Source organism: Bifidobacterium mizhiense (assembly GCF_020884755.1).
GTDB lineage: Bacteria > Actinomycetota > Actinomycetes > Actinomycetales > Bifidobacteriaceae > Bombiscardovia > Bombiscardovia mizhiensis.
On the sequence record NZ_BPWE01000005.1, the window covers coordinates 122,692 to 139,798 of the forward strand.

Here is a 17,107-nt window from a genome sequence, read left to right on the forward strand (position 1 = left end):
CGAGCCACTCAGCCCCCAGGAGATGGATAACACTGATTATGGCCTTCTCCAAGGCGAGCGGATACAGCCCATTGACCTCCAGCAGGAGATGCGGGAATCCTACCTGTCCTACGCCCTGTCCGTGATCGTGGAGCGGGCTCTGCCCGATGTCCGCGACGGCATGAAGCCGGTCCACCGCAGGGTCATCTACGCCATGTACGACGGCGGATACCGGCCCGACCGTGGCTACAACAAGTGTTCGCGCGTGGTGGGCGACGTCATGGGCAAGTACCATCCCCACGGCGATTCAGCCATCTATGACACCATCGTGCGTCTGGCCCAGTCCTGGTCCATGCGCTACCCGCTGGTGGACGGTCAGGGCAACTTCGGCTCCCCTGGCGACGACCCGGCGGCCGCCATGAGGTACACCGAGTGCCGCATGGCTCCCCTGGCCATGGAGATGGTGCGTGACATCGACAAGGACACGGTCGATTTCATCCCCAACTACGACGGCAAGACCCAGGAGCCTACGGTTCTGCCCTCCCGCTTCCCCAACCTGCTGGTCAACGGATCAGCCGGCATTGCCGTGGGCATGGCCACCAACATTCCCCCGCACAACCTGCGCGAGGTGGCCAAGGGTGTGCACTGGGCCCTGGAGCATCCCGAGGCCTCCAAGGAGGAGCTGCTCAACGCCCTGATCGCCATCATCAAGGGGCCTGACTTCCCCACCGGCGCCACCATCCTGGGCCACAAGGGCATCGAGCAGGCCTACCGGACCGGACGCGGCCTGATCACCATGCGGGCCGTGGTCAACACCGAGGAGATCCGCGGAAGAATGTGCCTGGTGGTCACCGAGCTGCCCTACCAGGTCAACCCCGACCGACTGGCCTCCTCCATCCGCGAGGCTGTGCGCGACGGCAAGATCCAGGGCATCGCCGACATGCGCGATGAGACCTCGGGCCGTACAGGCCAGCGCCTGGTCCTGGTGCTCAAGCGCGATGCCGTGCCCAAGGTGGTTCTCAACAACCTCTACAAGCACACCCAGCTGCAGCAAACCTTCGGGGCCAACATGCTGGCCCTGGTGGACGGGGTCCCCAGGACCTTGAGCCTGGATGCCTTCATCCGCCACTGGGTGGACCACCAGCTGGATGTGGTGGAGCGGCGCACCCGCTATCTGAAGCGTGAGGCCGAGGATCGCGACCATATTCTGCAGGGATATCTGAAGGCCCTGGACATGATCGACCAGGTCATCGCCCTGATACGAGCCTCCAAGGACGTGGAGACAGCACGCACCGGCCTGATGGAACTGCTGGATGTGGACGAGGTCCAGGCTGATGCCATCCTGGCCATGCAGCTGCGCCGTCTGGCCGCCCTGGAACGGCAGAAGATCCTGGACGAGCATGAGGATCTCATGCGCAAGATCGCCGACTATAACGACATCCTTGCCCATCCCGAGCGTCAGCGCACCATTGTGGGCGACGAGTTGGACGAGATCGTCGACAAGTACGGCGATGAGCGGCGCACTCGGATTGTCCCCTACTCGGGTGAGATGAACGTGGAGGACCTGATCGCCGACGAGCAGGTGGTGGTCACTGTCACCCACTCCGGCTTCGTCAAGCGGACCAAGGCCGATGAGTACCGGGCCCAGCACCGCGGCGGCAAAGGCATCCGCGGGGCCAGGCTGCGCGAGGACGACGTGGTGGACCACTTCTTCCTGACCAGCACCCACAACTGGCTGCTCTTCTTCACCAACAAGGGCCGGGTGTACCGGCTCAAGGCCTATGAGCTGCCTGAGGGCTCCCGCGACTCCAAGGGGCAGCATGTGGCCAACCTGCTCCAGCTGGGTCCGGGCGAGCGGATCGAACAGGTCCTCTCCCTGCATGGCTACGATGATGCCGATTATCTGGTTCTGGCAACCAGGACCGGACGGGTCAAGAAGACCCGCCTGGCCGAATATGATTCGCCCCGCCAGGGCGGCCTGATCGCCGTGCGGCTGATGGAGCTGGGCACCGTCACCGACGAGGAGGGACAGGAGGTGCCCCAGAGCGATGAGCTGGTGGGCGCCGCCCTCTGCAATGCCGACGACGAGATCATCCTGGTCTCCCGCAAGGGCATGAGCGTGCGCTTCCCGGCCGACGACTCCACCCTGCGGCCCATGGGACGGCAGACCGCCGGCGTCCAAGGCATGCGGTTCCGTCCCGGCGACGAACTGCTGAGCATGGACGTGATCGCCAAGGAGTCCGAGGATGACCTGCTGGTGGTCACCGATGAGGGCTTTGCCAAGCGGACCGCCCTGAGCGAGTACCGCCTGCAGGGCCGCAACGGCTACGGTGTCAAGGCCATCGCCATGGTGGAGGGCCGGGGATCCCTGGTCGGCGCCCTGGTGGTGAACGAGGACGATCAGATCATGGCCATCATGAAGTCCGGCAAGGTCATCCGCTCCGATGTGGCCGAGGTCAAGCGGACCGGGCGCAACACCCAAGGGGTCACCCTGGCCAAGCCCGACAAGGGTGACGAGATTCTCTCCATCGCCCGCAATGCCGAGCGTGATGACCAGGAGGAGAATGGCGGTCAGGTTGACGTGGCTCCTGCCGCTCCCCTGGCGGCCAAGGATCAGCCCATCGCCACCACCGGAACCGGCGACGGCCAAGGTCTGGCCCAAGAGGACTGAGCAGGTCCGCTACCAGTCTGACAAGACTGGTAGCCTCGTAAGAAGTCGTCCAGGTCCTGCGGCGGTGTGCGCGGACTGGTGAATGCAAGGATCAAGGAGTGCCGATGAGCCAGGATGATCAAAAGCAGGCCAAGGCCGGTACCGGTAAGAAGGGTACAGCAAAACCCAAAACCGGCAAGACCAAGGCTGATGAATCCGAAAAGGGCGAGTCCCGCCAACCCTCATCGGCCACTCCCCCGGCTTCTGCTGCCGGCAGGACGGCATCAGGGCGTTCCGCAAGAACCACAGCTTCGGCTGCCGCTCCGGTCAAAGCCCCTTCGACGACGCGTCCTCACGTGCCTCGGGCCCGGCGCATGCAGCTGTCCTTGACCCGGTTGGAACCTTGGTCGGTGGCCAAGGTCACCTTCCTGCTGTCCATCGCCGGGGCCATCATTCAGGTGGTGTCCGCCGCCCTGCTCTGGATTCTGCTCAACACTATGGGGCTCTTTGACAACCTGACCCAGGTCATCTCCAAGACAGGCCTGGATGCTGGTGGTTTCGACCTGGGCCAGGTGCTGAGCCTGGGGACGGTTCTGAGTTCGGTGACCATTTTCTCTATCTTCGAGATTGTCATAGTAGTGGCTCTGGTCACCATTTTCGCCTTTCTCTACAACCTGGTCAGCTCCCTGGTTGGCGGAATCCACGTAACCCTGGGCGACGACTGACCTCTTCGTCGGCGCAGTCAATCGGTCGATAGACTTAAGCGCGATTTAGACTGGAATTGTGCTCTCGACATACCTGGACTACTTCAGCGGCTCCTTTGGCATATCTCTGGTCTTCTGGCCCTTGGCCTCGCTGATTCTGACCCTGCCCATTCTTGCCCTGATCTACAACCGCTATCACCGGCTCAGGCTGACAGCAGCCATGGCGGCCTACCTGACCGTCTTATATCTGCTGGCCCTGGTCTTCTTCACCCTCTGGCCCATGCCCGACGATCGTGCCGCCTTCTGCGCCACCCATCATCTGACCCCCCAGCTCAATCCCCTGCAGTTCCTGACCGACCTGAGCACAGGCGGCCGGATGGCCATGTTGCAGATTCTGCTCAATGTAGCCTTCTTCCTGCCCCTGGGCTTCATCATGGGGCGGGTCTTCCGCTGGCGCTTCATCCTGGCACTGCCGGTTGCCTTCCTGGTCTCCCTCTTCATCGAAACGGCCCAGCTGACCGGGGTTTTCGGCATCGTGGGCTGCGCCTACCGTCTCTTCGACGTGGACGACCTGATTTGGAACACTTCAGGCGCTCTGATCGGCTACCTGGTGGCCATGGCGGCCAACAAGCTCGTTCCCACCCGTCAGGCTGACGCTGCCCAGCTGGTCACCAACCCCGGGTTTATACACCGCGCCGTCTCCTTGGCTCTGGATCTGCTTCTGGCCACCATTCTGTCCATGTCTCTGGGAATGGGCGTGACCTATGCGGTCCATCGCCTGGGCACCTATCAGCTGGATGGCCACTACCGCTTTGGCGGATTGCTGATCGCCCCATCCGCTCTGGATGTGTTCGGGACTGTGGTTGATCTTGCCATGCTGCTGATCTTTGAACTGCTCATCCCCCTGCCCCGCCGGGGACGGACACTGGGTGCCACCTTCACCCATATGACCGTCGAGACCAAGCAGCGGCATGGCTGGTCCCGCTTCCTCTTCTATCTGTGCCGGACCGCAGTCATCCTGGCCGTCTTCGGCCCCTGGACCGGCAAGGTTCAGACTGCAACGCGCATCCTGGCCTTGCTCCTGCTGGTCTTCTACCTGATCAAGCGGCAGATGCCCTACGACCTCTTGCCCGGGACAGCCTACCGGGAGGACCCGGCTGCCGAGGAGCCCTTCGATGGCCGGCGCGGATGAAGCCTGACCTCGGATAGGATGATGGCGGCGAAGATGATGGCGAAGCCCAACAGATGGGTGGCCGTCAGCTCCTCGTGCAGGACCAGAACCGAGACCAGCATGCCGAACAGGCTCTCAGAGCATAGGATCAGCGAACCCTGGGCGGCAGGGACCCTGGAGAAGGCGATGTTCTGGAAGTTCTGGGCCATCAGGGTCGAGATCAGCGTCAGATAAATCATGGAGCCCAGGGTCGAGGGCGTGAAGTCTGCCGCAGTGGGCAAGGGATCGAAGATCAGCGCGCAGATCAGGAAGAGGATACCGCCGAAGAGCAGCTCCAGATAGGTCAGCGTAGGGGCGTCGAACTTCTTGGTCAGAAACCCGGTGATCACCAGGTTGACCCCGTAGAGCAGGGCACCGGCCAGAGTCAGCAGGTCGCCGGTGCTCAGAGCCAGCCCCTGTCCCCCGCCGTGGGCCGGCAGCGAGATCAGAGCCACGCCCAGGATGCAGATGGCGGCCGCGACGAAGTGCCGCAGGGCCGGCCGTCGGCGGGCCATAATCCAGACCAGGAAGGGCACAAAGATGCAGTAGGTGGCCGTCAGGAAGGAGTTGCGGCCCGGAGCGATGGTGGTCAGCCCCATCATCTGCAGGCTGAAGGCCGCCCAGTAACTGACCCCCAGGATCAGCCCCGGTACCAGGGTATGTATGGCCCCGGTTCTGCGCAGCCGGGGCAGCAAAAAGGGTGTCATGATCACGATGGCGCAGAGGATGCGAATGCCCATCAGCCAGCGCACGGTCAGGGTCTCCATGGCAACCTTTTCGAAGGTGTATCCGGCTCCCCAGGCGGCCGCGGCCATCAGCAGCATCAGACGGGCCAGCCAGGTGGACGGTTTCCAGGACGAAGAGGGTGCGAAGGTAGACATGTTTCGACTCTAATCGTTCCCGTCCACAAGTGAGAATAGATTCGCAAGGTAAAAAATGAGCAGTTCAAACTTATTTGCTTTTTCAAACCAACCCCCCTGCTTGTCAGCGTTCGGCTTCAGGCAAGCGGGGTCTGCCATGCGGACATCTCCGATATCATTGAAGAACGGTGATAACGGCGGCCATAGGTCCTTGGCCGACGGGGTAAGGAGCGTGTGCCAGGATGATCAGAATCGCAGTGGTGGATGATGATTCCATCAGCTGTCGGACCATGGTCAATTACCTGAGCCGTTACCGCAAGGAACGTCAGGAAGAACTGACGGTCAGCGTCTTCACCGATGGCAAGGCTTTTGCGGACGGCTATCGACCCGTGTATGACATCCTCCTTCTGGACATTCAGATGACCCCCATGGACGGAATCGAGGTGGCCCGCCGGGTACGCGCCCGTGACGAGTCGGTGGTCATCGTCTTCATCACCTCCGCCCCTCAGTACGCCATCAACGGCTATGAGGTGGGCGCTCTCTCCTACCTGCTCAAGCCCCTGCCCTGGTTCGCCTTCTCCCAGGAACTGGACCGGTCTATCGCCCAGGTGCGCAGGCGCGTGGACCTGTCCATTCTGATCACCGAGGGTGCCCGATCCACCCGGATCCCCCTCAAGGACATTGTCTTTATCGAATCCGTCCGCCATAGCAGCGTCATTCACACCTTGGATTCCTCACTGACTACGAACAGCACGCTGAAAAACCTGGAGGGTCAGCTGGACCAGCGGGGATTCTTCCGCTCCAACTCCTGTTATCTGGTCAATCTAGCCCATGTAACGGGTATGGAGGACCAGGACTGCATCATGTCTACCGGTCAGCGGCTGCGGGTCAGCCGACCCCGCAAGAAGGCCTTCATGACGGCTCTGACCGCCTATGTGGCAGGTCGGCCATGACCACCACGCACATCCTCAATGCCCTGCCCGACATCCCCCGGCTCTATACGGCCATCAGCGAGTGGCTGGGTTGCCTGGTTTATCTGTTGGCTATCAGGGTAAGGACCTCACGCCTAAGAATGGTGGCTGTGCTTCTGCCAGGTCTGGCTGTGCTCATCGGGGTCCAGTACTGGGCCGGCACCCTGCCTATTGCCTTCTGGATCATCAGTATGTGCCTGGCCGTGGTCTGCATGTACGCCATCATCATGCTGGCTTCGGGGTTGGGGGCGCTGGATGGGGCCTATCTGCTGGCCCGTGCCTTCGTCCTGGCCGAGCTGGTCGCCTCTCTGCACTGGCAGCTGGACTCCTTCATGCGGCCCTCGAACCACAGCCTGTACGACCCGGCCTCCTTGATTCTACTGGTGCTGATTTATGGCGGCGTAGGGCTGCTGGCCTGGCTGGCGGAGCGGCGCAACTTCGCCAATGCCCAGTCTTCCGTGCCAGGACGCAGCGTCTTCATAGCCGCAGTCATCGCTGTGGTCACCTTCGCCATGTCCAACCTGAGTTTCGTCTCCACCAACACCCCCTTCTCCGGTCGGGTTGGCCTGGAGGTCTTCTACATCCGCACCCTGGTGGACCTGTGCGGGTTCGCCACGCTCTATGCCCAGCAGGAACAGTTGCGGGAGAGCCATACCAGCGCCGAGCTGGCCTCCATCAACGCCCGGGCTTACAGCCAACACCGGGAGTACATACGATCCAAGGAGAATCTAGAGGCCATGGGCAGGCTTGCCCACGACCTCAAGCATCAGATTGCGGCCCTGCGCTCGCAGATGGATCCTGAGCGCAAGTCCCAGGATTTCGAAGAGCTGGAGGCTGCGGTCGGACGGTATGGGTCGCAGCAGCACACCGGCAACCCCATCCTGGACGTGGTCATGTCGACCAAGGAGCGCATCTGTTCCGAAGAAGGGATCACCCTGACCATGGTGGCCGACGGTTCCCTCTTGGAGGGGATGTCTCCAATGGACATCTCCACTCTCTTCGGCAACGCCTTGGACAATGCCATTGAGGCTTTGAGGAAGGTCAAGGAATCCGACCGCCGTCTAATCAAGGTGGCCCTGTACGCTCGTGGACAATTCGTGGTGATTCGCATTGAAAACTACTTCACATCGCCTCTGAATTGGAAGGGCAATGGCGAGCTGGCCACCACCAAGACCAGGACCGAGGATGGCCTGCATGGCTACGGGGTCAAGTCCATCCGGCACATAGCCCATCGCTACCAGGGCGAGATAACCCTGCGCACCGAGCATCACTGGTTCAGCCTCTGCGTGCTCCTGCCGCGGATGGGCGATCAATTGAAGCCCATGGCGGCTTCGGCGGCCTTATAACCCAGCCGGATGGCCAAGCGGCCCGGCCTGCCCGGCATGTTGATCATCCTGCAGAGCAGGGTGGAGCGCACGTCGGAGGCGATGACGGGGGAGCGGTGCTCCAGCCTTCGCCAGAGCATGTCCTTGTTCCGGTAGTTGCTGGGCTTGCGTGAAAGAATCAGGAAGACCGAGGTCACCACGCAGTTAATGGACAGATAGTGGATCATATAACGATAAAGTCCGCGTGGAACCGTCCCTGGGTTGGGCGTGGAGTCGGCCATGAGTCCGTTGACCAGCAGCAGTTGTGAGACCCGGGCGATCATGATCGAGGTCTGCACTGACTGGCCTTGACGGCCGGTGTGATAACGGTAGAAATTCGTGTCCAGGTAGAGCAGGGTATGCACCCAGGGCAGGGGCTGATAGGAGTAAATGAAGTCCACGTAGTAGGTGTGCTCGGGCAGGCGGGTGTGGGCCTGGCGGAGTACCTCGGTGCGCAGGATCAGAGCATGCATGATCATGTACTGGGACAGCCCGAACCGGCGCAGATGGTTCCAGTCCAGCACCCGTCCCGGGTCCATGACACTGCGGAAGTTGATGACCCGCTTATGTTTGCGGCCTTCTTTTTCATAGACGTAGTTGGTGACTACCATGTCCACCGGATTCGTACGTCGCGACTGGTCCCGCAGCTGGTCCAGGACCAGACTCAGGGAGGTCGGGTCCACCCAGTCGTCGGCATCGACCACCTTGACGTAGCGGCCCTGGGCGGCTGCCAGGCCGGTGTTGACAGCGCCGCCATGGCCTTTGTTGGTTTGGCTGATCAGACGGACAGTCTGCGGATGGCGCTCCTGGTATGACTGCACCACCTGCGCTGTGGCGTCGGTGGACCCGTCATCGACCACGATGACCTCCAGATCGTCCCCCTCCCGGCTCAGGAGGGAATCCAGGCAGGTCGGCAGATGCTGGGCCATGTTATAGGCGGGGACGATGAAGGTGAGAACGGGCGGGCTCGAGGAGGCCGGTCGGTCAGCTGTCATGAACGATCACTTCGCAAAAGAATGGGTCGGCGGGTATGTCGGCGGGGTTGCCGTAATCCCGTCGGCGGCCGTTGTATGCGACCACTGTACATGATGGGTTTGAGGAAAAGGCCCCGCCCCTCTGGCTGCCGATGCATGCCGGTTCATTGACAGCCGGGGGAGTGGGGCCGGAATTTTACTGGGCGCTCGTCTCGGGTTCGGTGGGCTCCTGACGGAAGATGACCTTGAAGATGGGGAAGAAGACCCAGAAGGAGATGGCCGAGTTGATGATCATGGTGACCAGATCAGCAATGGTGGTCCCCAGGCTGCCCCAGTTCAGGGTGTGCTGGAAGAAGCCGTAGATGGGGTCCTTGTACCAACCCTGCAGCGCTGCCGCGATGATGGTGATGATCACGTAGGCCACCAGGTACCAGAAGGCCGCCTTCCAGACCGAGGAGTTGGACTTGAAGGTGATGTTGCGTTGGAGGAAGAAGTTGATGATCTGGGCGATCAACAGGGTGATCTCCACCGCAAGGAAGTAGGCCAGGCCGCCCCCGCCGCCGTGGCCGATGGATCCGGCCGCGTAGTCGAACAGGTAGTAGGGCTTGCCGCCGACGGTCCCCATGCGCCAGATCTGGAAGTTGGTGCCCACCAGGGAGGTGCCGTTGAAGATGGCCTTGAGCACGGGCATGAGCACCAGCTGCAGGACAGTGACCCCATTGGACAGGATGAAGAAGACGATGAACTGGGCCAGGGTGGTGTGTCGGTCGCTGAACCGCCGCCACCAGCGGACAATCGCCCACTGTGAGGCCGTCGTCGCCTTCCCTTGGGCCGGCTGTTCGGCCTGCTGGCTGTGCTGATCACTCATGATTGAGCTCCTTTCCGGTCCTGCGGTTGGCGGACATGTTTCTGAAGAATCCGGCGATGAATCCGCCCAGCCCCCTCCATAGGTGGCCGTTGGGGATGCGGACGATGGCCTCGACCATGGCCGTATCAATCAGCCCGTTGGTCATCTTGGCCATGGCCCTGGGAGGCATGTTGAGCAGGAAGAGGGTGTTTAGGTCGGGGTTGCCGGTCTTGGCCTCGTGGCGGTTCTCGCTCTTGGCGAGGAAGTTGGCCACGAACCTGGCCATGACGCTTCTTGAGTCCTTCCAGGATGAGAGCGGATCGTTGACGCCGAAGGTGCTGACGGTGCCCTGTCGGACCACCGGGTGGCCGAAGAGCGCTGTCACAGCGGCATCGTCGACCTCCTTGACCCGGCCGGTCAGGTATGCGCCCAAGGCAGGGTCTGGACTCTGCGGGTCGACGGTGCCTTGGACGTTCAGATGCTCGCTCATCTCCATGTTGCGGGCATCGGACCCGATCATGATGGTCCAGTCGCCGGACTCGACCTGCCAGGAGTTGCTGGCCGTGTCGAAGTGCCGGAAGGTCGTCTGATCGAAGTCGATACGGACCTGGGTGGACTGGCCGGCATCCAGGCTGACCTTCTTGAAGCCTTTCAGTTCGCGGACCGGCCTGAGCACGCCACCCTTGGGCGCCTGGACGTAGAGCTGGGGAACGGTGGCCCCCTGCCTGTCCGAATCATTGGTCAGGGTGAAAGTGGCTCCCTTGTCGTCCACGGTCAGATCGGAGTAAGCGAAGTGCGCGTAAGACAGGCCGTAGCCGAAGGGGAAGCGTTCCTCCACGTCGGCGGTCAGGTAGTAGCGGTAGCCGACGAAGAGGCCCTCCCGGTAGATCGACTCGTGGGCAGGGTCGGGGTACCAGTCGGCGCTGGGGCAGTCGGCATAGGACTTGGGCCAGGTTTCCGCCAGGTGGCCGGAGGGGTTGATCCGGCCGGTCAGGATGTTCAGGGTGGCTGAGGCTCCAGCCTGCCCGGACAGACCTATATACAGAACGGCATCGCACTGATCGATCCAATCGGTGGTAACGGGGGAGCCCGCCACCAGGACGACTACCAGGGGTTTGTCTGTCGCGCCCAGGGCCTTGATCAGGTCGACCTGGTTGCTGGGAATGTCCATGTGGGAACGGTCCAGGCCCTCGGATTCGCTGCGTTCATCTAGGCCCACGCAGGCGACAATCACGTCAGCCTGGCCAGCGGCAGCCACGGCCTGGTCGATCAAAGACTGGTTTTTCTCACCATGGCGTTCGTAGCCCTGGCTGTAGGAGGCCAGCTCCAGCCCGTCGCCGTTGCCCTGCCTGAGCAGGTCCAGCATGCTCTCCTGCTTGGCTGCGTTGACCTTTGAGGATCCAGAACCTTGGAACCTTGGAGTCTCGGCCATATCCCCGACCAGAGCGACCCGGGTGCCGGCGGCCAGGGGCAGGCGTCCCTCCCGATTGACCAGGAGGACGGCGGATCCTTCTGCGATGCTCCGTGCCACCTGATGGTGGTCCCGTATCTGGTCTGCGGTCAGGTTCCCATCAGGATCCATGTCAGAGTGGTGGGTCAGCTTGGCCAGCTGCGCCACCTCTTCGGCCCGGGCGTTCAGGTCGGCCTCGTCCAGGCGGCCCTCCTGTACGGCCTTGGCAACCTGTCGCACGGAGTCGTATCCAGCCTGGGGCATCTCCAGGGAGGAGCCATTGGCTGCTGCGGCGACCGCACTGTTGGAGCCGCCCCAATCCGAAACCACCATGCCGTCGAAGCCCCACTCCTTGCGCAGGATGTCCTTGAGCAGGTGGGGATTTTCGTTGGCATAGGTGCCGTTGACCATGTTGTATGAGGTCATGATGGCCCAGGGGTGGGCCTGGCGCACGGCGATCTCGAATCCGGTCAGATAGAGTTCGCGCATGGTGCGCTCGTCCACCACGGAGTCGGATGCCTGGCGGCGCAGCTCCTGGCTGTTCATGGCGAAGTGTTTGGGGGTGGCGGCCACGCCCTGGGACTGGATGCCTTCGATCAGGCCTGCAGCCATATGACCGGCCACCTGGGGGTCCTCGGAATAGTATTCAAAGTTTCTGCCGCACAGGGGATTGCGCTTGATGTTCATACCCGGACCCAGGACCATATTGACGCCCAGGCTTCTGGCCTCGTTGCCCAGTGCTTGCCCCATGGTTTTAGCCAGCTCCGGGTCCCATGAGCAGGCCACAGTGCCGGCTGTAGGGAAGCAGGTGGCGGGCTTGGACTTGCCCATGCCCAGATTGTCTCCTGATCCGGTCTGGCGGCGCAGACCGTGCGGACCATCGCTCAGGACCATGCTCGGGATGCCTGCCCTCTTCAGGGCACGGGTCGCCCAGGTGGATTTTCCGGAGAGCAGCGATGCCCGTTCCAGAACTGTCAGATCCTTGACTTCCATAGTGTTCCTTTTCCGTGACGGGGGCTGATCCTGCGGCGGGAACCCTCGTTGCTTCCACGATTGGCCTCGGATTGGTCGCTGAATTTCATTATTCCCGGACTGCCGAGGCCTATACGAGTGGGTTGCATAACCTGTCGTTTTCCTGGCATGAATGTTGCCTATATACCAACAGGTGTGCTGATCCGCTCCCCGGCGGACGGTGCATAAGTCCGTCCGCCGGGGAACAAATTAGCTTCAGATGGAGGATCAGGCCGTCGGCCCTTGGTCGGAGCTGTCCTCGGACGGTGTGGTCTCCATGCTGGCCGGATCCTGGGCGCGGGTCTGCCGGGCGTCGTCCGCCAGATCACTCAGGGTGCCCACATCCACAGCGCTGCGACGTGCCTTGAACCTTCTGAAGGCCAGGTACTCCAGGGCCAGGAAGATCAGGGCCAGCACAACCAGAGCCACATAGAGGGCGATCTGCCAGGCAGGGGTCTGCACCTTGGGGTCGCCATTGGCGTACTTGTAGCCGTGTACGACCGTATAGAGGATGTTGTGGCTGGCCTGGCGCATGGCCTTGACCGAGGTGGCGCTCTTGTCCTTGACGTGGTTGGTCACCTCAGTAGTGGCCAGCATGGCGTCGTTCCCGTTGCGGATCAACTGGTCGGCGTTCTGGTAACCATAGACGCCGAAGTAGTCGGTCAGGACCATGCCGCGGAAGCCCCACTCACCGCGCAGCACATCCTGCATCAGCGGCGCATAGGCGGCCACGTAGGTGGTGCCGACGTAGTTGAATGAGCTCATGGCAGCCTGGGCGCCACCCTTGACCACAGCAGCCTGGAATGGCTTCAGGTAGATCTCGCGAATGGTCTGCTCGTTGGCCCAGGTGGCCAGCATGTTGTTGCGGTTGGTCTCCTGGTCGTTCATGGCGAAGTGCTTCATGAAGGAGTAGACGCCTTTGGACCGAGCTGCTGCGACCTCGTTGGATCCCATGACCGCATTGATCTCGGGGTCTTCGGAGAAGTACTCGAAGTTACGTCCGGAGAAGGCGCTGCGGTGGATGTTGAAGGCCGGCGCATACCAGCCGGAGACATCCATGTCATGGGCCATGGTGCCGATCATCTCGCCGTAGCGGGTGGCCAGACCGGGGTTCCAGGTGCAGGCCAGGGAGGTGGATGATGGGAAGCCCAGGGAACCGACCTTGGTGAAGTTGTTGTTCAGGGCGGCGGGGCCATCGGCATCGGTGAGTTCGATCTTGCCGATGCCCTTGACGGCCTGGGTGCCATAGCCGCTCATGGCGATCAGACTGTCCATGTCCTTGAAGCTGAGCTGGTCCAGCAGCTTGTCCCACATGGGGTCGTCGTACTTCTTGTCACGCAGCTGGTAGAGCTTGACGTTGTTCTTGGCGCCTGTCGTGGGCATCTTGTCGCTGTCTTTGTCAAACTTCTTGGGATCATAGTTGTCGTTGTTGTAGAAGTGGGCCTTGGCCTCCTCGGGCATCTCGGTGCTCTTGGGTGCCGCCACGGCATCCGCATAGTTGGCGAAGTGGTTGGCCCGGGACAGATAGGTCACCGTGCCCTTGGCATCGTCGAACCTGTTGGTGGCCGCGACCTTGTCGACGGAGCGGGGATTGCTCTTGTCATAGGTGACCGTATGGGCAATGTTGACCGTGTCTGACTGGATCGGACGGTGGGAGTCGGAACGGATTGAGATGCCGTAGTCGCCCTGATCCAGCACGTAGGCCTTGGCATGGTCTGCATCATAGGAGGCCATGTCCTCGTCCTTGAAGCTCACGGGGATGGTCTGGCTCTTGCCGGGATCCAGGATATTGGTCTTCTTGAAGGAGACCAGGTTGGCGCTGGCCTTCTCTATGCCTCCATTGGTATAAGGGGGATTGAAGTAGGTCTGGACCGTGTCGCGGCCAGCCTTGGCGCCAGTGTTAGTGACGGTCACATTAAAGGAGATCTTCCCGTTGGCATGATGGATCGGTCCCATCTTCTGGCTGAAGGTGGTGTATGACAGGCCATATCCGAAGGGGTACTGAACCATATCGTCGTAGTTGATCAGGCCTTCCTTGGCTGCAGTCTCCCAGAAGCGGTAACCCACGTAAATTCCCTCGTTGTAATCCACGAAGGTAGGCGTACTGGTTTCGGGCTTGCCGGTGAATCCGGTGAAGGTGGCCTTGTGGTCGTCCATATTGGTGTAGGTGAACGAACCGAAGTTGTTGTAGGTCGGTGTCTTGGTCAGGTCGCGCACGAAAGTGTCTGAGGTCTTGCCCGAGGGGTTGACCTTGCCTTTCAGGACCTCGCCCAGGGCGGTGAAGCCTGCCTGCCCCGGGGGCGGGCACCAGAGGACGGACTTGATCTGCGGATACTGACCCACGAAGTTCAGGTTGAAGGTGTTGGCGCCGTTGTAGACCAGGACCACCTTGTCGAAGGAGCCGGTGACCTTGGCGATCATGTCACTCTCGGACTTGGATAGCTCTAGGAAGCTCTGACCCTGCTTGAAGTCCGGATTGGCCGTGTCATTGTCGTGATAGGTGATGTCCTTGGCCTTCATATCTTTTGGCAGGTCAGCACCTTCCCCGCCCACTCTTCCGATGACCACCACAGCGGTGTCGGAGAACTGCTTGGCGTCATCCATGAGCTTGCTGGTGTACTTGTCGGCCGTGGGCTCTGGCAGGGTCCAGTCCTGGGCGAACATCTCGACCTTGGGGCGGTCCGCGCGGTACTTGGTATAGAAGTCGCTCAGTTCCTTATTGGTTTTCAGGCCGGCTGAGGAGATGCCATCAAGCAGGCTGGTTGTGGGGTTGTCTGCCGACATGGAGCCGGAGCCTGTGCCGCCGTAGACGGGGTTGGTCGAGGCCCAGCCGAAGACATTAACCTTGTCGGACTTCAGGGGGAGTGTCCCATCGGAATTCTGCAGCATGGTGACGGACTCACGCTGGATGTCCTTGGCCAGGTTCCGGGCTGCGGTAACGGTCGCCGGCTGCAGCTCGTGCTTGCTGGTGGACTTATTGATCAGGTTGGACAAGGGTCCCAGGAGCATGGTTGCCAGGGCTGCGACGACAGCCACGAAGGCCACCAGCCAGGACTGGGAGTGAATCATCTTTCGGTTGGCTACGTTTTTGACTGTGTGCTTGTTCACGGCGATCGTGATCAGCAGGGCCAGTACCAGAAAGACGCCGATAACCACCAGCTGGGGTATCAGCGACTTGAGTACGGCGACCACATCGCTCAGATTGACACTGAACATGTTCGCTACTTTCCTCTGTTCTCTGCTGAAGCTTCACCCGGTCACGACTATGGGCCGGTCACGAAGTAGACGGAGCGCTTGAACTGTGATCCGCCTCCTGGGTGGGCGAGCGACCTTCAGCTGCATCGACACGCCTTTATGCCACGATTTCAGTTAATCATTTACGACGTGTTTCTGTGGCTATACATGCGCGAACTGTCGAATTTGCCGCATAACCTGACTTGTTTTGCGGCGTGTATTTGCGTGTGATGAAGGCAGGTGCTCGCATGGTTTGGCTCGGCATGGCACATATGCAGCAGTTTCCTTTTACGGCGAACGGCAAACTGCCAGAACGGAATCGTCCGGGCTGTCGATGAGGTCGGGCGACCCTTAAAGAAACGGGTTATATCGCAATTGGACTTTTCTGGTTCCATAGCTAGAGGGAGGGTGTACCAGCGTGCAGCCGTAAGACAAGAGATAGATAAGGATACAGTTAAAATAACTATATGACTAGTCGTGCTGACGTAGTTTCCAGTCGCTCGCATATCTATCAAACGCAGATCAATGGCGCACACTTTGTTTTCTCGATGAATCCGGCCCCTCGCCGTGCTCCCATCATTCTTTATCTCCATGGTGGTCCGGGCGATGCCTGCATCCCGCTGACCATGCACTATAACGCAGCCCTGGAGCGCGATTTCCGCTTCATCAACCTGGATCAGCGAGGTAGTGGGCTGTCCTACCATCCTTTTGCACCTGGCGAGGTAGTGACCATCGATTCGATGGTTGAGGACGTTCACCAGTTCGTGCTTGAGCTTCTTCGCACCTACGGGCAGGATTCCCTGATCCTCATCGGTCATTCATGGGGCAGCGTTCTGGGACTGGAGATGGTGAAGCGGTATCCCTCGCTTGTTCGCTGTTATATCGGTCTTGGACAGGTTGTCAGCATGCGCGCTGCTCTTCGGCTAAGACGGCATTGGGGGCAGCAGAGTTGGGGCTCGCGGCTCGCTTCGATCGTCAGCAGAGAGAGTGGGGCTGCCGACGTGGTGCTGATGTTCGATGAGCTGCTGTCTCGTGGCGGGGTTGCCATGCTGTTCGGATCTCTGGAACGGATCATGACCTACCTGCGCTCGCCTTACTACAACTGGTCGCGTCTGCTCAACCATGCCAAGGGGGTGGCTCAATCACGGGCACGCTTGGATGCTGAGCTGGAGCAGGTCGATTTCAGCGGGCAGACCTCTTTTGGGGCTCCTGTTTATTTCATCAGCGGCAAATATGACCGTCATCTGCCTGGCAGTCTGGTTGAGCGGTTTGCAGACGGATTGAAGAGCCCGCATCGGTTCATCCGTTTTGACCGGTCAGGGCACTGCCCACAATGGGACGAGCCAGAACGATTTGCAGCAACGGTTAAGGCTCTCTGCTTGTAGCGCGTGAGTAAGCAGGAACCGCAGCCTGGCTGCACGCGCTCATTCGCATGGTGGAAATACCTCTTGAGGAGAACCAAATCTACTAATATGGGTAATTGAAGATATTGGTTTGAGCCTCGTTGAAGAGTGCGCGGGGCTCCTGGATAGGTGAAGGCCAATTGAGCGGGGCTTGGTCGGCAAAAACCGACACGCCGTAGAAACCGCGAAATCATTGGGTTCCACCGTGATTTCAGTATGCCAATTTGCGGGACAACCCAAGTTCGTGTAAGTTTACTTCTTGCTGCCCGGCAGTGATGAGAACTCTTCGGAGGGCTTGGAGCTGTTGGTGTGGTGGTGGTTTGAGAACTCAAGAGCGTGTTTGTGCTACTTATAGCTTTTTGATTGCCAGTCCGGTGCCTTCCCCTGTTGTGGGGTTTCGTGGGAGCGTGTAATTGGTGTCGGGGTTTTTCGTGGGTTGGTTTCCTCCTT

At 60.6% G+C, this 17,107-nt stretch carries 11 protein-coding genes; 6 read left to right on the forward strand and 5 right to left on the reverse strand.

The genetic code is table 11. The features are described from left to right. Positions 1-22 precede the first annotated feature (22 nt). From gyrA to LPC22_RS07510, 3 genes are all read left to right on the forward strand, one after another. Complete coding sequence (gene gyrA / locus LPC22_RS07500) at positions 23-2,650, forward strand: DNA gyrase subunit A (RefSeq protein ID WP_373312923.1); 2,628 nt, start codon at positions 23-25, stop codon at positions 2,648-2,650. 104 nt (positions 2,651-2,754) lie between these two features. After that, the gene (locus LPC22_RS07505; protein WP_229133347.1) at positions 2,755-3,354 is read left to right on the forward strand and encodes a DUF3566 domain-containing protein; all 600 of its coding nucleotides are present in this window, start codon (positions 2,755-2,757) and stop codon (positions 3,352-3,354) included. Positions 3,355-3,412: 58 nt separating this feature from the next. Further along, entirely contained in the window at positions 3,413-4,525 is a 1,113-nt protein-coding gene (locus LPC22_RS07510; protein WP_229133348.1) for a VanZ family protein, read from the forward strand. Here the strand turns inward: LPC22_RS07510 and LPC22_RS07515 are convergent. Beyond that, complete coding sequence (locus LPC22_RS07515; protein WP_229133349.1) at positions 4,474-5,424, reverse strand: DMT family transporter; 951 nt, start codon at positions 5,422-5,424, stop codon at positions 4,474-4,476. The two genes, LPC22_RS07510 and LPC22_RS07515, sit on opposite strands and share 52 nt — an antisense overlap. Positions 5,425-5,645: 221 nt before the next feature. Here LPC22_RS07515 and LPC22_RS07520 point away from each other — a divergent pair, with 221 nt between their 5' ends. Both LPC22_RS07520 and LPC22_RS07525 read left to right on the forward strand, forming a co-directional pair. After that, positions 5,646-6,356: a LytR/AlgR family response regulator transcription factor gene (locus LPC22_RS07520; RefSeq protein ID WP_229133350.1), complete on the forward strand. Its 711-nt coding sequence runs from the start codon at positions 5,646-5,648 to the stop codon at positions 6,354-6,356. Beyond that, on the forward strand, positions 6,353-7,720 hold the full coding sequence (locus tag LPC22_RS07525) for a sensor histidine kinase (RefSeq protein WP_229133351.1): 1,368 nt from the start codon (positions 6,353-6,355) through the stop codon (positions 7,718-7,720). Before LPC22_RS07520 ends, LPC22_RS07525 begins: the two co-directional genes overlap by 4 nt. Here the strand turns inward: LPC22_RS07525 and LPC22_RS07530 are convergent. The 4 genes from LPC22_RS07530 to LPC22_RS07545 form a co-directional block, all read right to left on the reverse strand. Then, complete coding sequence (locus tag LPC22_RS07530; protein ID WP_229133352.1) at positions 7,684-8,733, reverse strand: glycosyltransferase family 2 protein; 1,050 nt, start codon at positions 8,731-8,733, stop codon at positions 7,684-7,686. The two genes, LPC22_RS07525 and LPC22_RS07530, sit on opposite strands and share 37 nt — an antisense overlap. 175 nt (positions 8,734-8,908) lie before the next feature. After that, positions 8,909-9,580: a GtrA family protein gene (locus LPC22_RS07535; RefSeq protein ID WP_229133353.1), complete on the reverse strand. Its 672-nt coding sequence runs from the start codon at positions 9,578-9,580 to the stop codon at positions 8,909-8,911. Next, positions 9,573-12,002, reverse strand: a complete 2,430-nt coding sequence (locus LPC22_RS07540) for a glycoside hydrolase family 3 C-terminal domain-containing protein (RefSeq protein ID WP_229133354.1) — start codon at positions 12,000-12,002, stop codon at positions 9,573-9,575. The genes LPC22_RS07535 and LPC22_RS07540 overlap by 8 nt, the downstream gene beginning before the upstream one ends. A gap of 246 nt (positions 12,003-12,248) precedes the next feature. Continuing rightward, positions 12,249-15,236 (reverse strand): glycoside hydrolase family 3 C-terminal domain-containing protein, encoded by a 2,988-nt coding sequence (locus LPC22_RS07545; RefSeq protein ID WP_229133355.1) that lies wholly within the window; start codon positions 15,234-15,236, stop codon positions 12,249-12,251. A 485-nt stretch (positions 15,237-15,721) separates the two neighbouring features. On the opposite strand from LPC22_RS07545, the gene LPC22_RS07550 reads away from it, so the two are divergent. Continuing rightward, positions 15,722-16,639, forward strand: coding sequence for an alpha/beta fold hydrolase (locus LPC22_RS07550; RefSeq protein ID WP_229133356.1), 918 nt, complete (start codon positions 15,722-15,724; stop codon positions 16,637-16,639). Positions 16,640-17,107 lie beyond the last annotated feature (468 nt).